The organism is Rathayibacter agropyri (assembly GCF_013249015.1).
GTDB lineage: Bacteria > Actinomycetota > Actinomycetes > Actinomycetales > Microbacteriaceae > Rathayibacter > Rathayibacter agropyri.
Genome location: NZ_JABRPL010000007.1, coordinates 17,537 through 42,050 on the forward strand (window position 1 = coordinate 17,537; position 24,514 = coordinate 42,050).

Sequence of the window (24,514 nt, forward strand, 5' to 3'; positions counted from 1 at the left end):
AACCCACCCACCCCACCAAGCCAACCGCGAGAGAGCGCGGCAAGGACGCGCTCTCCAAACAACACAGCGCACCGGGGAATCGCGTGCCAAGCGATTCCCCGCAGCGAACGCAACACGCCCTCCACAACCCACCCACCCCACCAAGCCAACCGCGAGAGAGCGCGGCAAGGACGCGCTCTCCAAACAACACAGCGCACCGGGGCGTGAATGGCTGAGGGCCCGTGATCCATTGGATCACGGGCCCTCAGCCATTCACGCAGCTTCTACCAACTCGACTTGGTGATGCCGGGCAGCTCGCCCCTGTGGGCCATGTCGCGGAAGCGGACACGCGAGATGCCGAACTTCGTGAGGTTGCCGCGGGGGCGGCCGTCGACGGCGTCGCGCGAGCGGACGCGGACGGGCGAGGCGTTGCGGGGAAGCTTCTGCAGGCCGACGCGGGCGGCCTCGCGGGACTCGTCGGTCCCGGCCGGGTCGACAAGGGCCTTCTTCAGCTCGAGTCGCTTGGCTGCGTAGCGGTCGACGACCACCTTGCGCTGTTCATTGCGGGCGATCTTGCTTTTCTTAGCCATATTTAGCGCTCCTCGCGGAAGTCGACGTGCTTGCGCACTACGGGGTCGTACTTCTTGAGCACGAGACGGTCGGGGTCGTTGCGGCGGTTCTTCTTGGTCACGTAGGTGTAACCGGTTCCGGCCGTCGAACGGAGCTTGATGATGGGACGGACGTCCTGCTGCTTTGCCATTAGATCTTCACCCCACGAGCGAGAATGTCTTTGACGACGGACTCGATGCCACGGGCGTCGATGACCTTGATGCCCTTCGCCGAGAGAGTCAGGGTGACGTTACGGCGAAGCGACGGAACGTAGTACGTCTTCTTCTGCACGTTCGGGTCGAAGCGGCGCTTGGTGCGCCGGTGCGAGTGCGAGATGGCGTGCCCGAAGCCGGGGACGGCTCCAGTCACCTGGCAGACTGCTGCCATGGTTTCCTCCATGTGTGGTTACCGTGGACCACGCGCGACACGAGGCCTCGCCCGACCCACCCAAGGTCACTTGTCGGCGTACCGCCCGCCGTTCGGCGTGAGCCATAGCTCCCGCCCCCGAGGGCAGCACGCAAGCGCATGCAGATGCACGCAACTTCGCTAGCTTAGGCGAGCGCCGCCACCCCCGCAACATCCCTTCCCCTCCGCGAGATGCCTCTGAGGCATCTCGCGGGCGCTGGTCTCAGGCGCTGGTTTTGGGGGCGGGCGGGTTTTACGGTCGGAGCGTGTACTCGATGCTCGCCGGCTTCGGCTTCGGTCTCTCGCTCATCATCGCGATCGGCGCGCAGAACGCGTTCGTCCTTCGCCAGGGCCTGCGTCGCGAGCACGTGGGAGCTGTCGTGGCGATCTGCGCGCTCGCCGACGCCGCGCTGATCGTCGTCGGCATCGCGGGGATCGGTGCCGTGCTGGAGTCGGCGCCCTGGCTGCTCGTGGTGATCCGCTGGGGCGGCATCGTCTTCCTCCTGGCCTACGCCGCTCTGGCTGCCCGGCGGGCGCTGCGACCGGGGACGCTCGACGGCGATCCCGCCGGCGCCTCCACCTCGCTCCGCACCGCGATCGGCACCTGCCTCGCGCTGACCCTGCTCAACCCGCACGTGTACCTCGACACCGTGGTGCTGCTGGGCTCGGTCGCGAACGCGCACGGGGGCGAGCGCTGGTGGTTCGGAGCGGGCGCGGTGCTCGGGAGCGTGCTGTGGTTCACCGTGCTCGGCTTCGGTGCCCGCGCGCTCCGGCCGCTGTTCCGGAGTCGGTCGGCCTGGCGCGTTCTCGACGCGGGAGTCGCGGTCGTGATGGTGGTGCTGGCGGTGTCGCTGGCGCTGTGGTGACGTGGCGGATCGGCGCCGAGAGCGGCGTCTGGCCGGGCGGCTTGCATGACTCCAGCGCCGGCGCAAGGGTCGGAGCGGGCGGGCGCGGTGTGATCGGATGAGGACAGCCGCCGCTCCCCTCCCGTGCCCCATCGCCGCGGCGCGGCCGATTCGACAGGACGCCCGTGTCCACGAGCCCCCTCCCCACCGTCTTCGCCCTGCCCGGACTCGGGCTCGACGGCCGCGCCTTCGACGCTCTCGGCCGGGAACTGGCCGACATCGCCGACGTCGTGGCACTCGATATGCCCGGCGGCTCCGAAACCTCGCTCGAGGCAATGACCACGTCGGTCATCCGCCGGATCCGCGCACACGGCGCCTCCCGCTGGCTGCTTCTCGGTCACAGCATGGGCGGCAAGATCGCCTCGCTCGTCGCCTCCCGCACGGTCGCCGGGCGTTCTGGCCTGTTCGGGCTCGAGGGCGTCGTGCTACTGGCCGGGTCGCCGCTCTCGCCGGAACCGATGGAGGAGGAGCGCCGCTCCGCCATGCTGGGCTGGGTCACGGACGGCCCGCTCGACGTGGCGCAGGCGCGGGAATTCGTCGAGCAGAATGTCGGCGCACCGCTGCCTCCCGAGGTCGACGCCGAGGTCATGGCCGAGCTGCGCCGCTACTCCCCCACCACCTGGAGAGACTGGCTTGAGCACGGTAGCCGTGAGGACCGCACGGCCGAGGCCGCGCTCGGTTCCGTGCCGGCCCTCCTGATCGCGGGCGGCGAGGACGGCGACCTCGGCGCCGACGCACAGCGCCGCCTCAACGGCTCCCTCTACTCCCGAGGACGCCTGCTCACCCTCGCCGGAGCCGGCCACCTGCTGCCGTTCGAGCGTCCGGCCGAGGTCGCCACCGCGATTCGCACGTTCTGGCAAGAGGAGGCAGGGACCACGCCGGTCGTGCCGGCCGATGTCACCACGAGATACGACGTGTGACGCAACCCCTCGGCGTCGTTCATCAGAGGCATCTCGCGGGGGACCGTGTCAGGCGTGGCTGGCCGCCACTTCGGCCAGGCACTCGCGGAAGACGCGGACGGCGGGCGAGGCCCGGCCGGCCTCGCGCTGCGCGGTGAAGATCGTGCGGCGCGGAGTGCCCGGCAGGTCGAGGAGGCGGCAGTCGGGCTCGGCGCCCGCCCACACCAGGTCAGGCATCAGCGCGACCGCGTGGCCCGAGGCGACGAGGCGGATCTGCGCCTGGAGGTCGGCGGTCTCGAAGCGGACGTCGGGCTCGAAGCCCGCGACGCGGCAGGTCTGCTCGGCGAAGTGCCGGCTAGCCGTGCCGCGCGGCTCCATCACCCAGGCGCAGTCACGGGCCGAGGCGAGGTCGAGCACAGCGGAGTCGCGGCTCACCGCGAGACGGATCGCGTCGGTCGTGAGGTCGCTGCGCACCAGACCCGGGAGCCACGACGTGGAGTGCCCGGGGTACTGCTCGGCGACGACCAGGTCGAACGCCCGCGCCCACGACGTCTCGTGCAGCGCCCCGTCCGGCTCGCGCTGCACCATCTCGACGCGGACGTCGGGAAAGCGCTGGCCGACCGCGCGCAGCGCCCCCGGCATCAGCGCGAGGGCCGCCGATTGAAACACCGCCACGCGCACCCTGCCCGTTACCGACTCGCCCGACGCGGCGAGCGCCGCCTCCGCTCGCTCGAGCAGGGCCAGCACCTCGCCCGCTGCCTCGACCAGGATCTCGGCCTGCGGCGTCAGCTGCACCCGCCGCCCGGACTTGCGCAGTAGCTCGACGCCGGTCTCGCGTTCGAGCACCGCGAGCTGCTGCGAGACGGCGGAGGGACTGTAGGCGAGCGCCTCGGCGGCGGCGGCCAGGGTCCCGCGGATGGCGACCTCGCGCAGGAGGACCAGGCGGCGGACATCGAGCACGGCGGACCTCCGATTGTTCAGCTGAGCTGACCGGTATCGGTAAGGAACGGTCGCTTCTGCTCAACGGTACTCGGTCGAATACTGAGGGGAACGACCCTCAGAGCAGAAGGACCGCACATGACGGATCTCGCCAGCCCCGCTCTCGCCACCGGCGGCCCCTCTCCCGACTCCGTCGACCCGCGCCTGGTCGAGGAGAGTGTGGCGCTCGTGCGCCGCTGGCTACATGAGGCGTCGGCGATCCCCATTGACGCCTCCGGGGCGCAGTTGGCCGGCGTGCTGAAGGACCCGGCGGGCCTGGACTTCACCGTCGGGTTTGTGGACGGCGTCGTCCGCCCCGAGGACACCCGCGTGGCCGCCGCCGCGCTGCGCTCGATCGCGGGCGGCGTGCCGACGTTCCTTCCCGGGCCGATGCGCGGTGCGGTCGCTCTCGGCGGGGTGATGGCGCCCCTCCTCCCGAACATCGTGGTGCCGATCGCGCGTCGAGTGCTGCGGCGAATGGTCGGCCACCTCATCATCGACGCGACGGACTCGCGCCTGGGGCCGGCGATCGCCGCGATCCGCCGCGACGGGGTCCGACTCAACATGAACCTGCTCGGGGAGGCGGTGCTTGGCCGCGCGGAGGCGCAGCGCCGGCTCGAGGGGACGCACCGCCTCCTCGCCCGCGACGACGTGGAGTACGTCTCGATCAAGGTCTCCTCCAGCGTCGCCCCGCACAACCCGTGGGCGTTCGACGCCGCGGTCGACGACATCGTCGAGGAGTTGGCGCCGCTGTTCGCACGCGCCGCCGCCTCCTCGCCGCAGAAGTTCATCAATCTCGATATGGAGGAGTACAAAGACCTCGACCTCACCATCGCGGTCTTCACCCGGATCCTCGACCGGCCGGAGTTCGCCGACCTCGAGGCCGGCATCGTCCTCCAGGCCTACCTGCCAGACGCTCTCTCGGCGATGATCCGCCTCCAAGAGTGGAGCGCGGCCCGTCGCGCTCGCGGCGGGGCGGGCATCAAGGTCCGGCTGGTCAAGGGCGCGAACCTGCCGATGGAGCAGGTCGAAGCCTCCGTGCATGGCTGGCCACTGGCCACCTGGAGCACGAAGCAGGACTCGGACACCAACTACAAGCGCGTCATCGACTACGCGCTGCACCCCGAGCGGATCCGGAACGTGCGGGTCGGCGTCGCGGGGCACAACCTTTTCGACGTCGCCTACTCGTGGCTGCTCGCGGGTGCGCGCGGGGTCCGTGACGGGATGGAGTACGAGATGCTGCTCGGCATGGCGCAGGGCCAGGCGGAGGCGGTGCGCCGCACGGTCGGCTCGCTCCTGCTCTACACGCCTGTCGTCGCGCCGGCCGAGTTCGATGTGGCAATCGCCTATCTGATCCGCCGGCTGGAGGAGGGCGCGTCGAGCCAGAACTTCATGTCGGCCGTCTTCGAGCTCGAGGCCAATCCGGCGCTGTTCGCCCGCGAGGAGGAGCGGTTCCGCGCCTCCGTCACCGCCCTCGACGGCGCCGTGCCTCCGGCCCACCGCGTGCCTGACCGCTTTGCCGCCTCCGGTCGCCCCGGCTTCGGCGAGTTCCGCAGCACCCCGGACACCGACCCGTCGGTGGCCGCGAACCGCGAGTGGGCGCAGGCGATCCTCGCGCGCGTTCCGGGGTCGCGAGCGGGCGTCGACTCGATCGAGGCGGCCACGATCGGCACCCGCGACGAGCTGGAGCAGGCCCTCGCGATCACCCGTGCCAGCGGCTGGAACGACGTCCCGGCCGACGAGCGCGCGCGCATCCTGCACCGCGCGGGTGACGAGTTGGAAGCCCGCCGCGCCGAGCTCCTCGAGGTGATGGCGGCCGAGGGCGGCAAGACCCTCGACCAGAGCGACCCCGAGGTCTCGGAGGCGATCGACTTCGCGCACTACTACGCCGAGCGGGCCCGAGAGCTCGACACGATCGACGGCGCGCGCTTCCACCCGGCCGCGCTGACCCTGGTCACTCCGCCGTGGAACTTCCCGGTGGCGATCCCGGCCGGCGGCGTCCTCGCGGCACTGGCCGCCGGCTCCGCGGTGGTCCTCAAACCCGCAGGTCCGACCGCGCGCTGCGGAGCCGTCGTGGCCGAGGCGCTGTGGGCGGCGGGTGTGCCCCGTGAGTCGCTGCGGCTGCTCCGCCTGCCCGAGGAGGAGCTGGGCCGCGACCTGATCGCGTCCTCCGCGGTCGACCGCGTCATTCTCACGGGGGCCTATGAGACGGCGGAACTGTTCCGCTCGTTCCGCCACGACCTGCCGCTACTCGCCGAGACGAGTGGCAAGAACGCGATCATCGTGACCCCTTCGGCCGACCTCGACCTCGCGGTGAAGGACGTGGTCGCGAGCGCCTTTGGGCACGCCGGCCAGAAGTGCTCGGCCGCCTCGCTCGTGGTGCTGGTCGGCTCCGTCGCCCGCTCGAAGCGGTTCCGCGCGCAACTGCTCGACGCGGTCGCCTCGCTGACGGTCGGCTACCCGAGCGACCCCGCGTCGCGGATGGGACCCGTGATCGAGCCCGCCGGCGGGAAGTTGCTGCGCGGGCTGACGGTACTCGGCGCCGGCGAGACGTGGCTGCTGGAGCCGCGTCGGCTCGACGACTCCGGCCGGCTGTGGAGTCCGGGTGTCCGCGACGGCGTGCGGCGCGGCTCCGATTTCCACCGCACCGAGTACTTCGGGCCGATCCTCGGGATCATGACCGCGCCGACCCTTGGCGAGGCGATCGCTGTGGTCAATGAGGTCGACTACGGCCTCACGTCGGGACTGCACGCACTCGATCCTGCCGAGATCGGTACGTGGCTAGAGGGGATCCAGGCCGGCAATCTCTATGTGAACCGAGGGATCACCGGCGCGATCGTGCAGCGGCAGCCGTTCGGCGGCTGGAAGAAGTCGGCCGTGGGCCCGGGTACCAAGGCGGGCGGGCCCGACTACCTGCTCGGGCTCGGCTCGTGGAGCCCGGTTCCGGCTATGGCGACCGCACCGGTCGCGCCGGCGGCCTCGCGGCTGGTCGCAGCGGCACTGGCCGAGCTGTCGGCCCAGGAGTCGGCCGGTGTTGAGCGCACCGCGCGCAGTTGCGCGGCCGCGTGGGCCGAGCACATCGGCGGCGCCCGCGACGTCACGGGGCTGGAGGCGGAGCGCAACGTGTTCCGGCACCGGCCCTACGACTCCGCAGTGCTGGTGCGCCTCGCCGCCGGGGAGCCGTGGGGTTCGCTCGTGCGCGTGGCCATCGCGGCGGCGACCGCGCAGGCGCGCGTGGTGCTCTCGAGTGCGTCGGCGCTACCTCCGCAACTCGCCGGGGCGCTCGGCGCGACGGCGACGACGGTCGTCGTGGAGGACGACACCGCCTGGGAGGCCCGGGTGCGCGCCCACGGGGCCGGCCGGATTCGGCTGCTGGGCGCCGAGGCCGCCTCCGTCACTGCCGCGACCGGCGGACGCCCCGACCTCGCGGTCTACGCCGGCGAGGCGACCGAAGCGGGCCGCCTGGAGCTGCTGCCGTTCGTGCGCGAGCAGGCCGTTTCGATCACGGCCCACCGCTTCGGCACGCCCGGCCACCTCACGGACGCCCTGCTCTGAGCCCCGCGAGAGGGGAGTGGGGAGGGGCCGGCACGGGGTGTCGTCCGTGTATGGGAAAAGGGCGACGCTGTGATAACACGGCGTGTTCTTCACTGGAGGCATGTTCGACACGATTCACGCCGCGCCTCTCGTCGCCTTCTTCGGCTGCGATCCTGAGGAAGCGCGCGCGGTCACGGAGGCGGCACGGCGGCGGTCCCTGCGCTGCCTGGTCGAGCAGGTCGCGCTCAGCCCTGAGAGCGCCGCGCTCGCTGTCGGGATTCCCCGCGTCAGCGTCAACCACCTGACGCCGGTCACCGGAGAGACGCTGCACGCCCTCGCCGCGAACGGAGTGCGCACCGTCCTGACCCGGAGCATCGGCCTCGATCACGTCGATCTCGACGTCGCCGCAGAACTTGGCATCTCGGTCGCGAACATCGACTACGAACCCGACGGCGTCGCCGATCACACCGTGATGCTGATCCTCCTGGCCCTGCGAAACGCCGGAGCCACTCTCGCCGCGGTCGCCCGGCACGACTTCCGCGCCCCGGCAGCGCGCGGACGCGAGCTACGCAGCGTGACCGTGGGCGTGCTCGGCGGCGGACGCATCGGCCGAGCGGTCGCGGAGCGCCTACGCGCCTTCGGCTGCCGGATCCTGATGGTCAGCGGCTCCGGTGCCGATCTCCAGGGCGTCGAGCGGGTCCCACTCGCGCAGGCCCTGGCCGAGAGCGACGTCATCACTCTGCACCTCCCTCTGACCGACGGCACCCGCCACTGCATCTCGGCCGAGGGGATCGCCCGCATGCGCCCCGGCGCGCTCCTGGTCAACACCGGGCGCGGCGGGCTGGTCGACACCGATGCGCTGGTTGACGCCCTCGAAGACGGTCGACTCGGCGGCGCCGCCCTGGATGTCCTCGAGGGCGAGGAGGGCTGCTTCTCCGTCGACCTGTCCGCTGGGCCGATCCCCCATCGCTCACTGGAGCGCCTGGTCGCGATGCCGAACGTCATCATCACCCCGCACCTCGCCTACTTCACCACCCGCACCCTCCACCAGATCATCGAGGCGACGCTCTCGCGCTGCGTGGACCTCGAGAGGACGACCACCCATGTCTAAAACGACCATTGCCATCCTGTTCGGCGGCTGCTCAGAGGAGCACGACGTCTCTATCAAGTCCGCGCTCGAGATCGCCGCGGCCCTCGATCCTGAGGCGTACGACGCGCTGTGGATCGGGATCACGCGCTCCGGCGAGTGGCGGCTCTGCGAGCGTCCGAGCCTCGACTGGGAGTCGTTGCCCGGCCGGGCCGCCGTGATCTCGCCGGATCGCTCGACGCACGGCCTCCTGGTCGAGGACGCCGGCACGTTCCGGCGCGTCCCGGTCGACGTCGTCCTGCCCGTCCTGCACGGCACGGGAGGCGAGGACGGCTCCATCCAGGGTCTCCTCGAACTCTCCGGTCTCCCCTACGTCGGCTGCGACATCCAGGGCTCGGTCGTGTGCATGGACAAGTCGCTCGCCTACACCGTCGCTGCGCAGGCCGGGATCTCCGTGCCGGCATTCACCGTCGTGCATCCGGGCGACACGGTCGACGCGAGCCTTCTGGCGTACCCCGTCTTCGTGAAGCCGGCGCGCTCGGGCTCCTCGTTCGGAGTCACGAAGGTCGAGTCCCCCGACGGACTCGAGGACGCGATCGCCCTCGCCAACCGCTACGACCAGAAGGTGCTGATCGAGGAGCAGGTACTCGGCTCGGAGGTCGGCTGCGCGGTCCTCGGCGACGGAGCGGACCTCGTCGTCGGCGAGGTCGACCGGATCCGCCTGCAGCACGGGCTCTTCCGCATCCACCAGGAGGCGGAGCCGGAGAAGGGCTCGACCAACTCCTCGATCACCGTCCCGGCCGATCTCCCCGAGGCGCAGCGGGCGTCGATCCAGGAGCGGGCGAAGGCCCTTTACCGGGCGCTCGGCTGCCGGGGACTGGCCCGCGTCGACATGTTCCTGCTCGACGACGGCCGGATCGTGCTCAACGAGGTCAACACCCTGCCCGGGTTCACCTCCTACAGCCGGTACCCGCGGATGATGGCCGCCGCCGGTCTCAGCGTCGCCGACCTGGTCGACCGCAGTGTCCAGCTGGCGGTGAGCCGATGAGCCCGGGCTTCGTCTACCTCGATGAGGCTGCCGAGGACATCCACTGGGACGCGAAGTATGCGACTTCGGACAACTTCACCGGCGGCCCCGTCGACGGGTACGCGGCCAACCGGATCGTGACGGCCGCAGCCGTGGCAGCCGCACTGCGCGTCGCACAGGCCCGGGCCTCCGAGCGCGGGCTGGGGCTCCTCGTCTGGGACGCCTACCGCCCGCAGCGTGCCGTCGACCACTTCGTCCGCTGGGCGCGGGAACCGGAGTGCCCGCGCGTGAAGAGCATCTTCCATCCGAGGATCAGCCGGGCGGCGATGTTCGAGCAGGGCTACATCGCCTGCTCCTCCGGGCACACCCGCGGCGGCTCTCTCGACCTGACGCTCGTTGACTCGGCGAGCAGACGCCTGCTCGACATGGGTGGTCGGCACGACCTGATGGACGTCACCTCGCATCACGGGGCGGAGGGAGTCGCTCCCTCCGCGGCCGCGAACAGGCGGATCCTGTGCGACATCATGATCGACAGCGGTTTCCGTCCGTATCCGCAGGAGTGGTGGCACTACACGCTCGAGCGGGAGCCGTTCCCCGATCGCTACTTCGACTTCCCGATCGAGTGATGACCTGTGTGTGGTGCTGACCTGCTCGGGGCGGACCTCGGCGCCGACATGCTTGGTGCCAACCCGCTCGGTGCACCCAGGACGCGACAGCCCAGGCACGGGGTGCGCCCCAGCTGCCCGGGCGACGCGTAGGCGGAATACAGTTCACGGATGCGGGTCCTGATCGTCGAAGACGAGCCGTACCTCTCCCGCTCCATCGGCGACGGGCTCCGGCTGGAGGCGATCGCCTCCGACATCGCCGCGGACGGCCACCAGGCGCTCGCCCTGCTCGAAGTCACCGCGTACGACGTCGCGATCCTCGACCGTGACGTCCCCGGCCCGACCGGGGACGATGTCGCCCGTGCCATCGTCGCCTCCGGCTCAGGGACCCCGATCATCATGCTGACCGCGGCCGACCGCCTCCTCGACAAGGAGAGCGGCTTCGAGATCGGCGCCGACGACTACCTGACGAAGCCCTTCGACCTCCGCGAACTCGTCCTCCGAGTGCGCGCCCTCGCCAGGCGCCGCACGCAGGCCCGCCCCCCGGTGTACGACAGGGACGGCCTGCGGATCGACCCGTTCCGTCGCGAGGTCTTCCTCGACGGGCGCTTCGTCGCTCTCACCCGCAAGCAGTTCGCCGTACTCCACGTCCTCGCCGAAGCCGACGGCGGAGTGGTCAGCGCGGAGGAACTGCTTGAGCGCGCCTGGGACGAGAACGCCGATCCGTTCACCAACGCGATCAGGATCACGATCTCCGGTCTACGCAAGCGGCTCCCGGACGCCACGCTGATCGCGACGGTGCCCGGTTCGGGATACCGCATCGCCCCGCGCGCACCCTCCGCCGCCGGCCAGGCCTGACGGGATGACCACCGATTCCCCCCGGCTCGCGCGCTGGGTCAGCATCCAAACCCGCCTCACACTCAGCTACGTGCTGCTGGTCGGGCTGGCGGTCACCGGGCTCCTGGGCGCCATGTCGCTCTTTCTCCTGCGATACATCACGGACGAGTACTTCGTCGCGTACTCGCAGAAGACTGACGAGCAGATCTTCGTCCCCAACCGCACGGAACTGCTGAGGGCCTTCGTGCCGGTCGCCGTGGGAGTGATCGTGGTCCTCCTGCTCGCCGGGACGGTCGGAGGGTGGCTCCTAGCCAAGCGGATACTCGCTCCGCTGGACGAACTCACCCGGGTGACCCGACTGGTCGCCTCCGACGGCTACTCCCACCGGGTTGTCAGCCGAGATTCGCGGGACGAATTCCAGGAACTCTCGGACGCGTTCAACGCCATGCTCGAGAAGATCGAGGCGCACGTCGGCGAGCAGGAGCGGTTCGCCGCGAACGCCTCGCACGAACTGCGGACACCGCTGGCGATCTCGAAGACGATCCTCGACGTCGCCCGGCAGGACAGCGATCCGGACATCGATGAGGTGCTCGCGAACCTCTCCGCCGTCACGACCCGCGCGATCGACCTCGTCGAGGCGCTCCTCCTGCTGAGCCGCGCCGAGCGGCCCGCGATCGAGAAGGCGCGCGTCGACCTGTCGCTCCTCGCCGAGGAGGCCCGCGACACCGTTCTGACGCTCGCCGAGCGCGGCGGAATCACTCTCCAGCTCCACGCCGAATCGTGCTTCGCGGTCGGATCGACGTCGCTGCTGCTCCAGCTGCTGACGAACCTGCTCCACAACGCGATCGTGCACAACGTCCCGTCCGGCTTCGTCCTGCTGACGACGCAGAGGAGTCCGGAGGGCGCGGTCATCACGATCGAGAACAGCGGCGCGGTGCTGGAGACGTCGATCCTGCCGAGCTTGCTCGAGCCGTTCGAGCGGGGCGGGAACCGGGCGCGCCGGACGGACGGCGGACACGTCGGAGCGGGCCTCGGCCTGACGATTGTGGCCCGCATCGTCGCCGCGCATCGCGGCCGCCTCGCGCTGGCAGCCCGCGACGGGGGCGGCCTCCTCGTGACGGTCACCCTCCCCCAGCGCCCCTCCCTCAGGTAGCCCCGCCCTCTCTCCCCTTCGCGAGATCCAGTTGGGTACACGTTCATCGGCGTGTCGCGTACTCGACCGGCCTCTCGCGGCGGGGAGGTGGGGGGTGGGTGGGGTTAGAAGAGGCCGCGGGGGGTGGCGACGGAGGCGAGGACGCCGGGGGCCGCGGTCACGGTGAGGTGGGCGACCTCGGCCGGGGTCAGCTCGGGCAGGCGCTGCGCGAGGTCGAGGAAGCGCTCGATCTCGGAATCCTCGAGGACGTCGGCCGCGAGGGTGCGGAACTTCGCGACGTACTGCTCGCGGGTGAACGGGTGCGCGCCGAGCGGATGCGCATCCGCCACCGCGATCTCGTCGATGATCGTCGTGCCGTCGGTCAGCACAATCTCGACGCGGGCGCCGAACGCCTTGTCGGCCGGGTCCGTCGAGTGGTAGCGGCGCGTCCACTCCGCGTCCTCGAGCGTGCTCACCCGGTGCCACAGCGCGATGGTGTCGGCTCGGGCGGCGCGCTCGGGGGCATAGCTGCGAACGTGATGCCAGGCGCCGTCCTGCAGCGCGACCGTGAAGATGTAGGGCACGGAGTGGTCGAGCGTCTCGCGGGAGGCGGTCGGGTCGTACTTCTGCGGATCGTTCGCGCCCGAGCCGATCACCGTGTGCGTGTGGTGCGAGGTGTGCAGGACGATCCGGTCGACGCGCTCCGGGTCGGTGGCCTCAGGATGCGCGTGGTGGAGGCGGCGGGCGAGGTCGATCAGCGCCTGCGCCTGATACTCGGCCGAGTGCTCCTTCGTGTAGGTGTCGAGGATGGCGCGCTTGGCCTCGCCGCGATCGGGCAGCGGAACATTGTAGTTCGCGTCGCTCCCGTCGAGCAGCCAGGCGATGACGCCGTCCTCCCCCTCGTAGATCGGCGACGGGCTGGTCTCGCCGCGCATCGCCCGGTCGACCGCCTCGATTGCCATCTTGCCGGCGAACGCGGGGGCGTAGGCCTTCCAGCTTGAGATCTCGCCCTTGCGCGACTGCCGCGTGGCGGTCGTCGTGTGCAGCGCCTGCGCGATCGCCTGCTCCGTCGTTGCCACGTCGAGGCCGAGCAGCGTCCCGATGCCGGCGGCCACAGAGGGGCCGAGGTGCGCGACATGGTCGATCTTGTGCCGGTGCAGGCTGATCGCGCGCACGAGGTCGACCTGCACCTCGTAGCCGGTGACGATTCCCCGCACCAGCTGGGCACCCGAAACTCCGGTGTGTTGGGCGACGGCGATCAGGGGTGGGATATTGTCCCCCGGATGCGAGTATTCCGCCGCGAGAAACGTGTCGTGGTAGTCGAGCTCGCGCACGGCGACTCCGTTGGCCCACGCGGCCCACTCAGGTGAAACACGACGTGCAGCGTCGACGCCGAGCACGGCTGAGCCCTGCCCGCCGATGGAAGCGGGGTGGGCGAGCGCTTGCGAGCGGGCGGCGACGACGGGGCGGCGGAGCAGGGAGGCGGTGGCCACCGCGGCGTTGTCTATCACCCGATTGACCACCATCTCGGTGACCTCGCCGTCGATCTCCACCGGATCGGCGGCGACCTCGGCAAGCGCATGGGCGAGCTGGCCGTGGCGCGGGAGTTCCTCCTCGCTGCGGTGGACGCGGACGTGGTGTTCGTGCACGGGTGGCTCCTTCGGCTCTCCTCCCAGGCTATCCCCGGCCTTCGCCGCGAAATGTCGCGAGAGGTGGCCGTCCGGACGAGATGCACCGCCGGGGCATGCGATCTCGTCCGGATCAGGGCATCTCGCGAAGGGCGCGCGGGCAGAATGGCGGGATGGCCTCTCCCACGCGCGTCGCGGCGTTCGACTGCGGCACCAATTCCCTCCGTCTGCTGATCGCCGATGTGGCGGACGGGAGGGTGGTCGACGTGCTGCGGCGCACCGAGCTCGTGCGCCTGGGCCGCGGCGTCGACCGCACCGGCCGCTTCGATCCGGTCGCGCTCCAGCGAACCCTCGCCGTCACTCGCGACTACGCGGCCGCCGCACGCGAGGCGGGCGCCGAGCGCCTCCGCTTCGTCGCGACCTCGGCCACCCGCGACGCCGCAGACCGCGATGACTTTCTCGCTGCCGTCCAGCGGATCCTCGGGGTCGCACCCGAGACGATCACGGGTGACGAGGAAGCGCGCCTGTCGTTCCGCGGCGCCGTCTCGGCCGTCGATCCCGAGCGCCCCGTCCTGGTCGTCGACCTCGGCGGGGGCTCGACTGAACTGGTCCTCGGCGGCGCGGAACCGGAACAGGCGCACTCCATGAACGTCGGCAGCGTCCGCCTCACCGAGCGCCATCGCCGAGCCGCCGCCCCCACCGATGACGAGCGCGCCGCAATCCGGGCCGACATCTGCGAGGCGCTGGACGCCTCCCCCGTCGACCTGTCCCGCGCGCGGAGCGTCGTCGGCGTCGCCGCCACGGTGCTGACGATCACCGCGCACGTTCTGCGCAGCACCGACCGCACGGCGCTCGAGGCGACCCTCCCGCTCGCCGACGTCGTCGCCGCCTGCGACGAGCTCGCCGCCCTCGCGCCGGCCGAGATCGCTGCGCTGCCGTGGGTCCGCGCCGGACGCGAGGATGTGCTGGCGGCCGGCGCCCTCATCTGGGGCGAGGTCCTCCGCGCGGTGCAGGAGGCGTCCCCCGCCGTCACCGAGGTCGGCTCGACCGTGCACGACCTCCTCGACGGCCTGGCCCTGGCGTGACCCCGTCGTCCCCGCCCGCCCCTCCCCTCTCCGCGAGATGCCTCGTGAGTACGGCTCTCCCGGAGTGTCGCGTTTCCAAGAGACGTCTCGCGGATGGGGAGACGGGAGGGCGGGTGGGGCGGCGGGTAGCGTTGAGGGATGGCAGGTGCAGGGGAGATCAGGACTGTTCAGCTTCGGCGTTATGAGTTGGAGGACGGGGTGATGGACGACTTCCTCGCGTGGTTCTCGGCGCGGATCGTGCCTGCCCGTGAGGCGCACGGATTTCGGGTCGAGTTCGCCTACGCCGACCGCGAGGTGAACGAATTCATCTGGGCCGTCAGTACGCCTGGCGATGCGGAGTCGTTCGCTGCGGTCGAGCAGGTGTACCTCGCGTCACCGGAACGCGACGCCGCGTTCTCGGGCGAGCCGAAACGCGTCGCGGTGCAGCACGTCCGACTGATCGACCGGATCGTCTGACCAAGGCCTCGACCCGCGGCGTTAGCTCCGCGCGCGATGCCCCGCCGTCAGCAGGGCGCGCACGGCGAGACAAACCGCGGCGATCGAGCCGACGGTACCGAGCAGGCGTGGCCAGACGTGCTTCGGAGTGTCGAGCCCCGCACGGTCCTGTGCGGAAGGGACCGCGGCCGGCGCCAACGTACGTCCGGCGGCCCCTGCCTCGGCCATGTGCGCGAGTCGTCGCAGGGTTTCGATGTTGCGCAGCCAGAGAACGGCATGCAGTAGCGGCTTAGGGACGAGGGTGCCTGGCCCCTTCACCGCGGCCTCGTGGATCCGCACCCTCGCGCCTCGCGGGTGCGGCTCGACCTCAAGACGCACCCGCGCCTCGCCCATCGGCCAGCCTGCCGCCTGGATGATCATGCGCCGCGGCGGATCCCACTCGAGCACCGTAGTGCGGTCGTCGATCACCAGCGGCCAGAGCCCGAACGAATGGTGCAGTTGCGCACCCACGTGCGGGAAGTCGGCATCGACCCGGCGCATCCGCGAGGCACCGACGACCCAGCCCGGAAACAGCCATCCGGAGGCGAGCACCGCGAAGACGGACTCAGGCGGGCAGTGGAAGACGCGAGTGTTGCGGGACATCGCAGGCTCTTTCAGGTCGAGTGGCGGCAGGTGACGGCGGCGACGCCTCCACACTGCCAGAAGGCGAGGGTGATGGAGTGGCTCACACCGGGGGCGTATCCGGTGACAGATCGGGCGCGTCGCGCACCCCGAATTCGTGCCGGAGGGCGCTGCGGGCGGCGTGCCAGCCGGCCATCCCGTGCACGCCAGGGCCCGGCGGAGTGGACGACGAACAGAGGTAGAGGCCCTTCGCGGGAGTCCGCCACGGATCCCTCGTGGGCACGGGTCGCGCGAGAAGCTGCACCACGCTGGCCGCGCCGGCCGCGATATCGCCGCCGAGATAATTGGGGTTGTAGGCCTGCATATCCCGCGCTGTCATCGAGGAGGCAGCGAGAATGCGGTCGCGGAAGCCGGGCGCAAAGCGCTCGATCTGGCGGGTGATCGCCTCGCGCTGGTCGGCGGGAGAATGCCGTGGAACGTGCGTATAGGCCCAGAGGACGTGCTTGCCCTCTGGCGCGCGTCCCGGGTCGGCGATCGACGGCTGCGCGACGAGGACGTACGGACTGCGGCTGTGCCGGCCCCGGACCACGTCGCGTTCGGCCGCGGCGATCTCGGCCCGCGTTCCTCCGACATGCAGGGTCCCGGCGTGGGCCAACTCGGGATTCGTCCACGGCACCGGCCCGTCGAGCGCGAAGTCGACTTTCGCCACGGCATTGCCGTAGCGGAACCGCTGAAGCGCAGCCACGTAAGCGGTGGGGAGACGCTCGCCGGCCAGCGCGAGGAGCGCGGTAGGCGTGCCGTCGATGAGCACCGCACGGGCGGGAGGAAGCTCTGCGAGCGAGGTGACCTCGACGCCCGTCTCGATACGGCCGCCGTGCGCGCGCAGATCGTCGGCGAGCGCGTCGACGATGGCCTGGCTCCCTCCGATCGGCACCGGCCAGCCACGGGCGTGCGCGTAGGCACCGAGCGCGAGTGCCGCCGCGGCGGTCGACGGGCTGGGCATCGGCCGGATCGAGTGCGCTGCCAGTCCGGAGAACATCGCGGGGGCCACGTCACCGGCGAAGCGGAGGTTCCACACCGGGGTGCCCTGTTCGAGCACGCGCAGGCCGAACCGCACCAGCACGCCGGGATCGGTGGGGATCCGTAGCAGCGCATCGTTCGTGAAGCCGGCCACACGGTCGGCCCGCTCGGCCAGCGGACCCATCAGTGCCCGCCACGCGGGACCGTCGCGGCCGAGCCGCTCGACGGTCCGCTCGAGGTCCCGGTAGGCGATCCCCGCCCGGCCGGCATCGAGCGGATGCGCGTATGAGATCTCGGGGACGACCAGCTCGATGCGCCGATCCAGCGCGAACGCGCGGAAGAACCCGGAGGCCAGCGCCATCGGGTGCACGGCCGAGCAGACGTCGTGGTGGAAGCCGGGCAGCGTCAACTCGGCCGTGCGCGCACCGCCGCCGATCGTCTCGTTTCGCTCGAGGACCACGACCGAGAGTCCAGCCCGCGCGAGCGTGACGGCGGCCGCGAGCCCGTTGGGGCCCGCGCCGATGACGACCGCGTCGACCATGCTCACCTCCTCCGCAGGGCGGAGACCACGCCGACGGCACCGGCCGCGACGGCGGCGGCCCCCGCGTAGCTGAGGGCACGGTGGCGGATCATCCAGATCTGGGGAGTCATCGTGCGCGCGCGGTCGCTGAAGAGCCCGCGGGCCCCGTGGTCGCCGGGCACCGGCTCGTACACGTTGTTCGGGAGCATCGGCTCCTTCTTGTCGGGAGCCTGCTGACCGTCGAAGGCGCTACGGGCGAGGTACCAGTCCATGAAGGCCCCGGCGAAGCGGTCGCCCAGGATGGTGCCCGCGGTCGGCTCGCCGACCCAGGTGCGTCGGCGCGGCTTGTCGGCGACGTCGGCAATCGCGATCGCCCCCACCTCAGGCTCGTAGATCGGAGGGACGGGCTGCGGATGGTGTGGCAGCTGCGACTTCACCCAGTTGAACTGGATCGTGTTGAGCGCGGGCATGTCGACCTCTGACAGCCTGACCTTGCTTCTCCCGTGGATCAGCTCGGCGGTGACTGCCTCGGTGAAGCCGTGCGCGCCGAACTTGGAGGCGCAGTACGCCGCCTGGAGGGGGATGCCCCGGTGCGCGAGCGCGGAGCCCACCTGGATCACATGGCCCCGGTCGCGCGGAGTCATCCGCGAGAGCGCGGCCCTGGTGCCGTTGACGAAGCCAAAGAAGTTGACCGCGACCGCGCGTTCGAAATCGGCCGGTTCGGTAGAGAGGAACTCGCCGAACACGCCGACCATCGCGTCGTTGACCCACAGCTCGATCGGACCGAGCTCGGCCTCGACGCGATCGGCGGCCGACTCGACCGCCTCGCGATCGGCGACATCGGTGGGGATACCCAGCCCGCGCCGGCCTGCCTGCTCGATCTCGACGACGGTGGCGGCCAGGCCGTCCTCGCCACGCGCCAATACAGCGATATCCCAGCCGCGGGACGCCAGCTCGCGGACGGTGGCTCGACCAAGCCCGGCCGTACCGCCCGTGACGACGGCAACGCCGCGGCTCATGCGCGAGCCCCGCGGAGAGCGGTGGCGGTGCGATGGTTCTGCGTCATGGGGCGGGCTCCTTTGTGAGGGCGCGGGATGCGTCGAGAATTCCACGGTAGGCGGCAGCGCAGCGCAGCGCGCGGGGTTGCGCGATGTGTGGAGAGGTCGCCGGATCCGCGCCTGGGGAGGAGCATCGCACGGAGCGCCTCCAGGCTTCCTCCAGAGATACGCGCCAGAATGACGCCAGCCCGACGATCTCCAAACCGGGACGACCTCCGACCGGATCGAAGCATGACTTTCCTCCTCGACCTGAGCGTCGTCTCCGGACCCGCCGTCGTCGCTGTCTACCTTCTCACCGCCGTCGCCCTCGTCCTCCTGCTCACAGCCTTCGCCCGTACACGCCCCACCGACCGCGTGCGTCGGCTGGCCGTCGCCGTTGTGGTCCTGCTCCTCGGCCTGATGGGCGGAGTCGGCCTGGCCGCCTTCGTCGACGGACCCGACGGTCCGTTCGGCATCGACTTCACCCCGGTCACCCGCGCCTGGATCGGCCTGGGCTTCGGCGGTGTCGCCGTCGCGCTACTCGTCCTCGTGCACGCGCTCGGGCATCAGCGCCTTCGCCGGGCGCTCGCCTCCCTCGGTGTCACCGTGCTCGTCGTCACGACCGCCGCGATGAGCATCAACATGGACTTCGGGCAGTACCCGACCGTGCGCAGCGTGCTGGGCATCAGCGCCTACTCTGACGGGCCGCCTCCGGTGACCGCCGCGAGCGGCCCGCACGCGGATCTCGCGACCTGGACCGCACCGCCCGGGATGCCTAGCGCCGGGACCGTGTCGCCCGTGACGATCCCGGCGACCGCCTCCGGATTCCCTGCCCGCGAGGCCGTGGTCTACCTCCCTCCCGCCGCCCTTACCCCCACGCCGCCGCTTCTCCCCGTGATGGTGATGCTGTCGGGCCAGCCGGGCTCCCCCTCCGACCCGCTCTCGACCGAGAGGTTGGAGGAGGCCCTCGACGCCTACGCGGCCGAGCACGCCGGGCTCGCACCGATCGTCGTCTCGCCGGACCAGCTCGGCGACCCGACGATCAACCCCATGTGCATCAACTCGCCGCTTGGCAACTCCGCCACATACCTCACGGTCGACGTGCCGAACTGGATCCGCGCCAATCTTCCCGTCCTCGGCGACGCGCAGCACTGGGCGATCGGCGGGCTCTCGCAAGGGGGCACCTGTGCGATCCAGCTCGGCGCCGGCTACCCGTCACTCTTCGGCAACATCGTGGACGCCTCGGGTGAGATCGCACCGAATCGCGGCTCTGAGGCCGCGACCATCGCCGATGGCTTCGGCGGCAACGCGGCTGCATACGAGGCCGCGAAACCGCTCAACCTCCTGGCGAAGCACGCGCCCTACACCGGCACCTTCGCGCTCTTCGGAGTCGGCGCCAACGACGCCGCTTTCCGCCCCGGGATGAGAACCCTGTACACCGCGGCACTCGCCGCGGGGATGGACGCCACCTACCTTGAGGTGCCGGGCGCGGCCCACGATGTCACCGCCTGGTCGGCCACCTTCCACCGCGGACTCGAGCTACTCGCCGCACGCTGGAAGCTCGTACCCGCCTCCTGATGGGCGCTCGGTACGCCGACATCCTCGCCGCCACCTCGCCCTCCGCATCAGGAGGGGCGCGGCGCCGGATCGAGGAGCTGCTCGCACCGCGGCTCACCGAGGCCGCGCCGCACAACGTCGGCTGAGAGCGCTCCTCATCCACGATCGTGGATGAGGAGGCATCTCAGCTGACGATGCGTCGTGCCGCCGTCACATCAGCCGCGCGGCCGACGCGTCGACCAGAGCGCCCACGCCACCAGCACCGGCTGAAACGCCAGGCGGACGGCGCGCTTGCGGTCGGTGTCGAGGCCGAAGGCGCTTGTGCGCGTCCGCCACTGCGAGATGTTGCCGGGGAAGATCGCGGTGAAGAAGGCGGCGGCTGCGGCTCCGACCAGCGGTGCCCTGCGGCGCGCCAGAATCAGCGAGGTGCCGAGGCTGATTTCGACCACTCCCGAGGCGAGCACGACCGCGTCGGTGTCCAGCGGCACCCAGTCCGGAACCTGCGCCTGGAACTCCTCCCGCTTTCGGGTGAGGTGGCTCACCCCCGCAACAACGAGAACGGAGCCGAGAAGCACCTTGGCGCCGGCGCGGAGGAGGGAGAGGGAGGAGGTTCGCATGCGCTCCATCGTTCCCGATCACGCGCACTCGGGACGCCTCCTTGCGCCACAGCGCGCGAACGTGCTCGGGGGGTGTTGGAGGCGGCACCTAGTCTGGTCGGGTGACTGACCGCATCCTCGTCCTCACCACCGGCGGCACCGTCGACAAGCAGTACTCGCTCGCGGGCGAACTCGAGATCGGCGCCCCGATGGTGCCGCGCCTGCTCGCTCCGGTGCTCACCACCCTCGAGTTCCGCATCGAGTCGATTCTCACGAAGGACAGCCTCGACCTCGACGACGACGACCGCGCGCTCATCCGCGAGCGGGTGCTCTCGGCCGAGGAGGACCGCATCGTCCTGACCCACGGAACGGACACGATGACCGCGACGGCCGAGGCCCTCGGCGTGGTCCACGACCGCGTGGTCGTGCTGACCGGTGCCATGCAGCCCGCGCGGATGCTCGAGAGCGACGCCGCGTTCAATCTGGGCACCGCGGTGTCTGCCGTGCAGCTCCTGCCCCCGGGCGTGTACCTCGCGATGAGCGGACGCGTGCTGCCGGCGGGCACCGTGGTGAAGGACCGGTCGATCGGCGTATTCCTGCCCGCGTGAGCGCCGCGCACGCGGACCGCACGTCGGATCGGCGCATCGAGCGTGCCCGCGGGCAACGGCCGTGCGCGTTAGCCCTCGGCCAGCTCCACTGTGCAGGCCGCGCACCGTCCGAACACGTCCACCACGTGGTGCGCATCCGTGAATCCGTTCTGCGCCGCGACCGAGTGCGCCCAGGTCTCGACCGCGTCGGCCGCGATCTCGACGGTCAGCCCGCAGCGCCGACAGATCAGGTGGTGGTGGTGGGTACCGGGCGTGCAGGCACGGTAGAGGCTCTCGCCCTCGGGTGACTGGAGCGAGTCGGCCTCGCCCTCGACCGCGAGGTCGGACAGGGCGCGGTACACCGTCGCGAGCCCGATCGGCGATCCGGAGGCGTGCAGCGCGCTGTGCAGGCCCTGCGCGCTCACGAAGTCCTCGCGGCGGGTCAGCGCCTCCCGCACCGCCTCCCGCTGCCACGTGTTCCGCTTGACCACAGACCCACCTCCACTCCGCACGACCCGGGCCACGCTACCGCCCCCCGCCGACGGCGACCCGGGAGCGCCGGACACCGCCCCGTCCGATGACCCGGGAGACCGCATAGATCGCGAACGAGATCGTCGTGACGTAGGGGCTGATCGGGATGGACCCGCCGAGCGCGAGCAGGATGCCGCCGACCAGCGCGCCGACCGCGAAGAGCACGCTCAGCACCGGCACCACAATCGGGGAGGCGGACAGGCGCAACGCAGCCGCCGCCGGCGTCACCAGAATGGCTAGCACCAGGAGCGAGCCGACGATCTGCACCGAGACGGCGACGGCCAAGCCGAGCAGAAGCATGAACGCGATCGAGAGCGCCCGGGTCGGGATGCCGCGCGCAGCCGCCACGTCGGCGTCGACGCTCGCGAAGGTGAGCGGCCGCCAGATCAGCGCGAGCCCGATCACCACGACCACCGAGATGGCGATCAGCCAGCCGAGCTGCGGGTCATCGACGGCCACAATCTGCCCGGTGAGCAGTCCGAACTTGTTCGCGCTGCGCCCCGGATACAGCGCCAGGCAGAGGATGCCGAGACCGAGGCCAAAGGGCATGAGGACGGCGATGATCGAGTTGCGGTCGCGGGCGCGCGAGCCGAGCAGACCGATCAGGACGGCCGCGATCAGTGAGCCGACGATCGATCCCTCCACAACGCCCACCCCGAGCAGCAGGCCCGCCGAGGCCCCCGCGAACGAGAGCTCGCTGATCCCGTGCACCGCGAACGCCATGTCGCGCGACATCACGAAAACGCCGATCAGCCCGCCGACCACTCCCAGCACCGCGCCTGCGATGACCGAATTGATTAGCAGGGCGAGCAACTCCCCGTACTCCGAGAAGTTGAAGATCTGCGACCAGACGTCGGTCACGAGTGTGCCTCCTCATGCACGTGCGAGTGGTCGGGGGCGCCGACCACGATGACGCGCCCCCGCGCGCGAATCACGTCGACCGGCGCAGCGTAAAGCTCGCTCAGCACCTCCGAGCGCAGCACCTCATCGGGCGTGCCGATCCGGAACCGGCCGCCGGCGAGATAGAGCACCCGGTCGACCATCCCGAGCACCGGATTCACGTCGTGGGTAACGAAGAGGACGCCGAGGTTCCGCTCGCGACGGTGCCGGTCGATCAGCTCGCTCACGGCCCGCTGGTGCGCGAGGTCGAGCGCGATCAGCGGCTCGTCGCAGAGCAGGAGCGCCGGATCGCCGGCGAGGGCCTGGCCGACGCGGACTCGCTGCTGCTCGCCTCCGGAGAGGCTGCCGATGGGAGCGTCGGCGAAGGAGGTGGCGCCGACCGCCTCGAGCAGAGCGTCGATGGCCGCGCGACGCGAGCGCGAGGGCAGCGGCAGGCCGAAGCGGTGGCCGTCGATCCCGAGCCCGAGCAGGTCCCGGGCGCGCAGCGGAGTCCCCTCGTCGGCCAGCTTCTGCTGCGGGATGTAGCCGATGCGCCGGTTGCCGCGGTGCACCGGGGCGCCAAGCACGTGCAGCTCCCCCGCACTGAGCGGCTGCTGGCCGAGCACCGCGCGCAGGAGGCTGGTCTTGCCGGAGCCGTTCGCGCCCAGCACCGCGACGAACTCCCCCGCCTGCACGTCGAGGTCGACGCCGCTCCACAGCTCGCGGTCGCCGAAGCGCAGGCCGGCGCCGCGCAGACACAACACCGAAGGGCCCGCCTCCGAGGAGACGGGCCGGATCGTGGAATCGATGGTTACGACGAGAGGGCTCCCTCGATCGCGTTCAGGTTGGCGGTCATCCAGCCCGTGTAGTCGTTACCGTCCGGCAGCGTCTCAGTGACTCCGACCGTCGGGATGCCGGCCGCCTTCGCGGACTCGAGCACGGCATCCGTTTGGGCGCCCTCCGTCTGCTCGTTGTAGATCAGTGCGCCGACCGTCTTGCCGCTGAAGAGGGCGAGCGTCTCCTGCAGCGTCGTGGCGGGGACGTCGGTGCCCTCCTCGACCGCCTCGCTGAACGCCTCAGGAGTCGCGTTCGTCAGGCCGAGCGCGTCGGTCAGGTAGAGCGGGACGGGCTCAGTGATGGCGATCGAGCGGCCCGCGAGCGTGCCCTTCACCTCGCCCTCCCGGGTGACCAGCGCGGCGAGCTCGCCGTCGAGAGTGGCGACGTTAGCGGAGTAGGTAGACGCGTTGCCGGGGTCGACAGTGGAGAGCTCGTCGCCGATTCGCGCGACGACCTGGCGGACGGCCGAGAGGTCGTACCAGACGTGCTCGTTGAATTCGGCGTGCTCGTGGCCGTCGTCGCCGGCGGTGTGCTCATCGTGATCGTGGCCGTCCTCGAGCCCGGCGACGACGGTCGCCGTGACGACAGGGGCCGTGGAGGAGGCCGCATCGAGCATCCTGTCGATGAAAGCGTCGTAGCCGCCGCCGTTCTCGACGATCAGCGCCGCGCCCGACACCGCCAACTGATCGCGCGCCGTGGCCTCGTACTCGTGAGGGTCCTTGTCCGGGCTGTCAATGATGCTCGTGACGTCGACCAGGTCGCCGCCGACGCTGCGGACTAGGTCACCGTAGACATTGGTCGAGGCGACAACCTTCACCGTTCCGCCGGCAGACGCCGCGCCCGAGGCGCCCTCCGACCCGGAGCAGCCGCTCATCATGAGCGCGGTCCCCCCGAGGAGGGCGAGGAGAGCGGGTAAGCGGTTCTTCACAGTGAGTCCATCTGAGTCAGGTTCCGGGTAACCCCCGTACCGTACCCACTATTGATAACGATTGTCAAACTCTCCCTCGACCCCTCTGCCTCTCCGCGAAATGTCGCGAGATTCCCCCGGGCGGACGAGATCGCCTGCCGCGGCGGCCCATCTCGACCGCGCCGTCGCATCTCGACCGCGGGCGCACATCTCGCGACATTTCGCGGCAGGACGTCGGCGAACCATCGGGGTAGCGTGAGGGCCGAGCGGAGGAGGA

Annotated in this window: 26 protein-coding genes; 13 read left to right on the forward strand and 13 right to left on the reverse strand. The window is 70.8% G+C overall.

Annotated features, from left to right (window positions below):
- Positions 1-263: 263 nt before the first annotated feature.
- The 3 genes from rpsN to rpmB are packed head-to-tail and all read right to left on the reverse strand — an operon-like array spanning position 264 to position 975.
- Positions 264-569, reverse strand: a complete 306-nt coding sequence (rpsN, locus tag HRF29_RS13505; RefSeq protein ID WP_068250798.1) for a 30S ribosomal protein S14 — start codon at positions 567-569, stop codon at positions 264-266.
- A 2-nt stretch (positions 570-571) separates the two neighbouring features.
- Positions 572-739 carry a 50S ribosomal protein L33 gene (gene rpmG, locus HRF29_RS13510; protein ID WP_027692168.1) on the reverse strand — a complete coding sequence of 56 codons (168 nt, stop codon included), beginning with the start codon at positions 737-739 and terminating at the stop codon, positions 572-574.
- The gene (gene rpmB, locus HRF29_RS13515; RefSeq protein WP_055786157.1) at positions 739-975 is read right to left on the reverse strand and encodes a 50S ribosomal protein L28; all 237 of its coding nucleotides are present in this window, start codon (positions 973-975) and stop codon (positions 739-741) included. The genes rpmG and rpmB overlap by 1 nt, the downstream gene beginning before the upstream one ends.
- Before the next feature lie 293 nt (positions 976-1,268).
- On the opposite strand from rpmB, the gene HRF29_RS13520 reads away from it, so the two are divergent.
- Both HRF29_RS13520 and HRF29_RS13525 read left to right on the forward strand, forming a co-directional pair.
- Complete coding sequence (locus tag HRF29_RS13520; RefSeq protein ID WP_173249405.1) at positions 1,269-1,859, forward strand: LysE/ArgO family amino acid transporter; 591 nt, start codon at positions 1,269-1,271, stop codon at positions 1,857-1,859.
- Between the two features lie 164 nt (positions 1,860-2,023).
- Positions 2,024-2,818, forward strand: a complete 795-nt coding sequence (locus HRF29_RS13525; protein WP_173249370.1) for an alpha/beta fold hydrolase — start codon at positions 2,024-2,026, stop codon at positions 2,816-2,818.
- Positions 2,819-2,866: 48 nt separating this feature from the next.
- Here the strand turns inward: HRF29_RS13525 and HRF29_RS13530 are convergent, their stop codons facing one another.
- Positions 2,867-3,757, reverse strand: coding sequence for a LysR substrate-binding domain-containing protein (locus HRF29_RS13530; protein WP_173249371.1), 891 nt, complete (start codon positions 3,755-3,757; stop codon positions 2,867-2,869).
- Positions 3,758-3,874: 117 nt separating this feature from the next.
- Between HRF29_RS13530 and HRF29_RS13535 the strand changes: the two genes are divergently transcribed.
- From HRF29_RS13535 to HRF29_RS13560, 6 genes are all read left to right on the forward strand, one after another.
- Positions 3,875-7,330 carry a bifunctional proline dehydrogenase/L-glutamate gamma-semialdehyde dehydrogenase gene (locus tag HRF29_RS13535; protein WP_173249372.1) on the forward strand — a complete coding sequence of 1,152 codons (3,456 nt, stop codon included), beginning with the start codon at positions 3,875-3,877 and terminating at the stop codon, positions 7,328-7,330.
- A 100-nt stretch (positions 7,331-7,430) separates the two neighbouring features.
- On the forward strand, positions 7,431-8,420 hold the full coding sequence (locus HRF29_RS13540; protein WP_173249373.1) for an NAD(P)-dependent oxidoreductase: 990 nt from the start codon (positions 7,431-7,433) through the stop codon (positions 8,418-8,420).
- The gene (gene vanA, locus HRF29_RS13545) at positions 8,413-9,444 is read left to right on the forward strand and encodes a D-alanine--(R)-lactate ligase (RefSeq protein WP_173249374.1); all 1,032 of its coding nucleotides are present in this window, start codon (positions 8,413-8,415) and stop codon (positions 9,442-9,444) included. The genes HRF29_RS13540 and vanA overlap by 8 nt, the downstream gene beginning before the upstream one ends.
- Positions 9,441-10,049, forward strand: a complete 609-nt coding sequence (locus HRF29_RS13550) for a M15 family metallopeptidase (RefSeq protein ID WP_173249375.1) — start codon at positions 9,441-9,443, stop codon at positions 10,047-10,049. Before vanA ends, HRF29_RS13550 begins: the two co-directional genes overlap by 4 nt.
- 150 nt (positions 10,050-10,199) lie before the next feature.
- Positions 10,200-10,886 (forward strand): response regulator transcription factor, encoded by a 687-nt coding sequence (locus tag HRF29_RS13555; protein ID WP_173249376.1) that lies wholly within the window; start codon positions 10,200-10,202, stop codon positions 10,884-10,886.
- 4 nt (positions 10,887-10,890) lie between these two features.
- Positions 10,891-12,018, forward strand: a complete 1,128-nt coding sequence (locus HRF29_RS13560) for a sensor histidine kinase (protein WP_173249377.1) — start codon at positions 10,891-10,893, stop codon at positions 12,016-12,018.
- Positions 12,019-12,122: 104 nt separating this feature from the next.
- Here the strand turns inward: HRF29_RS13560 and HRF29_RS13565 are convergent, their stop codons facing one another.
- A complete protein-coding gene (locus HRF29_RS13565; protein ID WP_173249378.1) occupies positions 12,123-13,646 on the reverse strand; it encodes an MmgE/PrpD family protein in 1,524 nt (507 codons plus the stop codon).
- Positions 13,647-13,798: 152 nt separating this feature from the next.
- On the opposite strand from HRF29_RS13565, the gene HRF29_RS13570 reads away from it, so the two are divergent.
- Entirely contained in the window at positions 13,799-14,710 is a 912-nt protein-coding gene (locus tag HRF29_RS13570; RefSeq protein ID WP_173249379.1) for a Ppx/GppA phosphatase family protein, read from the forward strand.
- 138 nt (positions 14,711-14,848) lie between these two features.
- On the forward strand, positions 14,849-15,166 hold the full coding sequence (locus HRF29_RS13575; protein ID WP_187698467.1) for an NIPSNAP family protein: 318 nt from the start codon (positions 14,849-14,851) through the stop codon (positions 15,164-15,166).
- Positions 15,167-15,187: 21 nt separating this feature from the next.
- Here the strand turns inward: HRF29_RS13575 and HRF29_RS13580 are convergent, their stop codons facing one another.
- The 3 genes from HRF29_RS13580 to HRF29_RS13590 form a co-directional block, all read right to left on the reverse strand.
- Positions 15,188-15,787, reverse strand: coding sequence for an SRPBCC family protein (locus HRF29_RS13580; RefSeq protein ID WP_173249380.1), 600 nt, complete (start codon positions 15,785-15,787; stop codon positions 15,188-15,190).
- Between the two features lie 82 nt (positions 15,788-15,869).
- A complete protein-coding gene (locus HRF29_RS13585; RefSeq protein ID WP_173249381.1) occupies positions 15,870-17,327 on the reverse strand; it encodes a phytoene desaturase family protein in 1,458 nt (485 codons plus the stop codon).
- A 2-nt stretch (positions 17,328-17,329) separates the two neighbouring features.
- Complete coding sequence (locus tag HRF29_RS13590) at positions 17,330-18,325, reverse strand: SDR family oxidoreductase (protein ID WP_173249382.1); 996 nt, start codon at positions 18,323-18,325, stop codon at positions 17,330-17,332.
- Between the two features lie 270 nt (positions 18,326-18,595).
- Between HRF29_RS13590 and HRF29_RS13595 the strand changes: the two genes are divergently transcribed.
- Complete coding sequence (locus HRF29_RS13595) at positions 18,596-19,921, forward strand: alpha/beta hydrolase (protein ID WP_173249383.1); 1,326 nt, start codon at positions 18,596-18,598, stop codon at positions 19,919-19,921.
- On the forward strand, positions 19,921-20,046 hold the full coding sequence (locus HRF29_RS15235) for a hypothetical protein (protein WP_281357345.1): 126 nt from the start codon (positions 19,921-19,923) through the stop codon (positions 20,044-20,046). Before HRF29_RS13595 ends, HRF29_RS15235 begins: the two co-directional genes overlap by 1 nt.
- Positions 20,047-20,115: 69 nt before the next feature.
- On the opposite strand, the gene HRF29_RS13600 is transcribed toward HRF29_RS15235, so the two are convergent.
- Positions 20,116-20,517 (reverse strand): DoxX family protein, encoded by a 402-nt coding sequence (locus HRF29_RS13600; protein WP_246227077.1) that lies wholly within the window; start codon positions 20,515-20,517, stop codon positions 20,116-20,118.
- 101 nt (positions 20,518-20,618) lie between these two features.
- On the opposite strand from HRF29_RS13600, the gene HRF29_RS13605 reads away from it, so the two are divergent.
- Positions 20,619-21,104, forward strand: coding sequence for an asparaginase domain-containing protein (locus tag HRF29_RS13605; protein ID WP_173249385.1), 486 nt, complete (start codon positions 20,619-20,621; stop codon positions 21,102-21,104).
- Between the two features lie 68 nt (positions 21,105-21,172).
- Here the strand turns inward: HRF29_RS13605 and HRF29_RS13610 are convergent, their stop codons facing one another.
- Genes HRF29_RS13610 through HRF29_RS13625 form a run of 4 tightly spaced genes read right to left on the reverse strand, consistent with a single transcriptional unit; the run spans position 21,173 to position 24,258 of the window.
- The gene (locus tag HRF29_RS13610; protein ID WP_173249386.1) at positions 21,173-21,574 is read right to left on the reverse strand and encodes a transcriptional repressor; all 402 of its coding nucleotides are present in this window, start codon (positions 21,572-21,574) and stop codon (positions 21,173-21,175) included.
- A 34-nt stretch (positions 21,575-21,608) separates the two neighbouring features.
- The gene (locus tag HRF29_RS13615) at positions 21,609-22,475 is read right to left on the reverse strand and encodes a metal ABC transporter permease (RefSeq protein ID WP_173249387.1); all 867 of its coding nucleotides are present in this window, start codon (positions 22,473-22,475) and stop codon (positions 21,609-21,611) included.
- On the reverse strand, positions 22,472-23,257 hold the full coding sequence (locus tag HRF29_RS13620) for a metal ABC transporter ATP-binding protein (protein ID WP_343043749.1): 786 nt from the start codon (positions 23,255-23,257) through the stop codon (positions 22,472-22,474). Before HRF29_RS13620 ends, HRF29_RS13615 begins: the two co-directional genes overlap by 4 nt.
- Before the next feature lie 47 nt (positions 23,258-23,304).
- Complete coding sequence (locus tag HRF29_RS13625; RefSeq protein ID WP_343043750.1) at positions 23,305-24,258, reverse strand: metal ABC transporter substrate-binding protein; 954 nt, start codon at positions 24,256-24,258, stop codon at positions 23,305-23,307.
- Between the last annotated feature and the right edge of the window lie 256 nt (positions 24,259-24,514).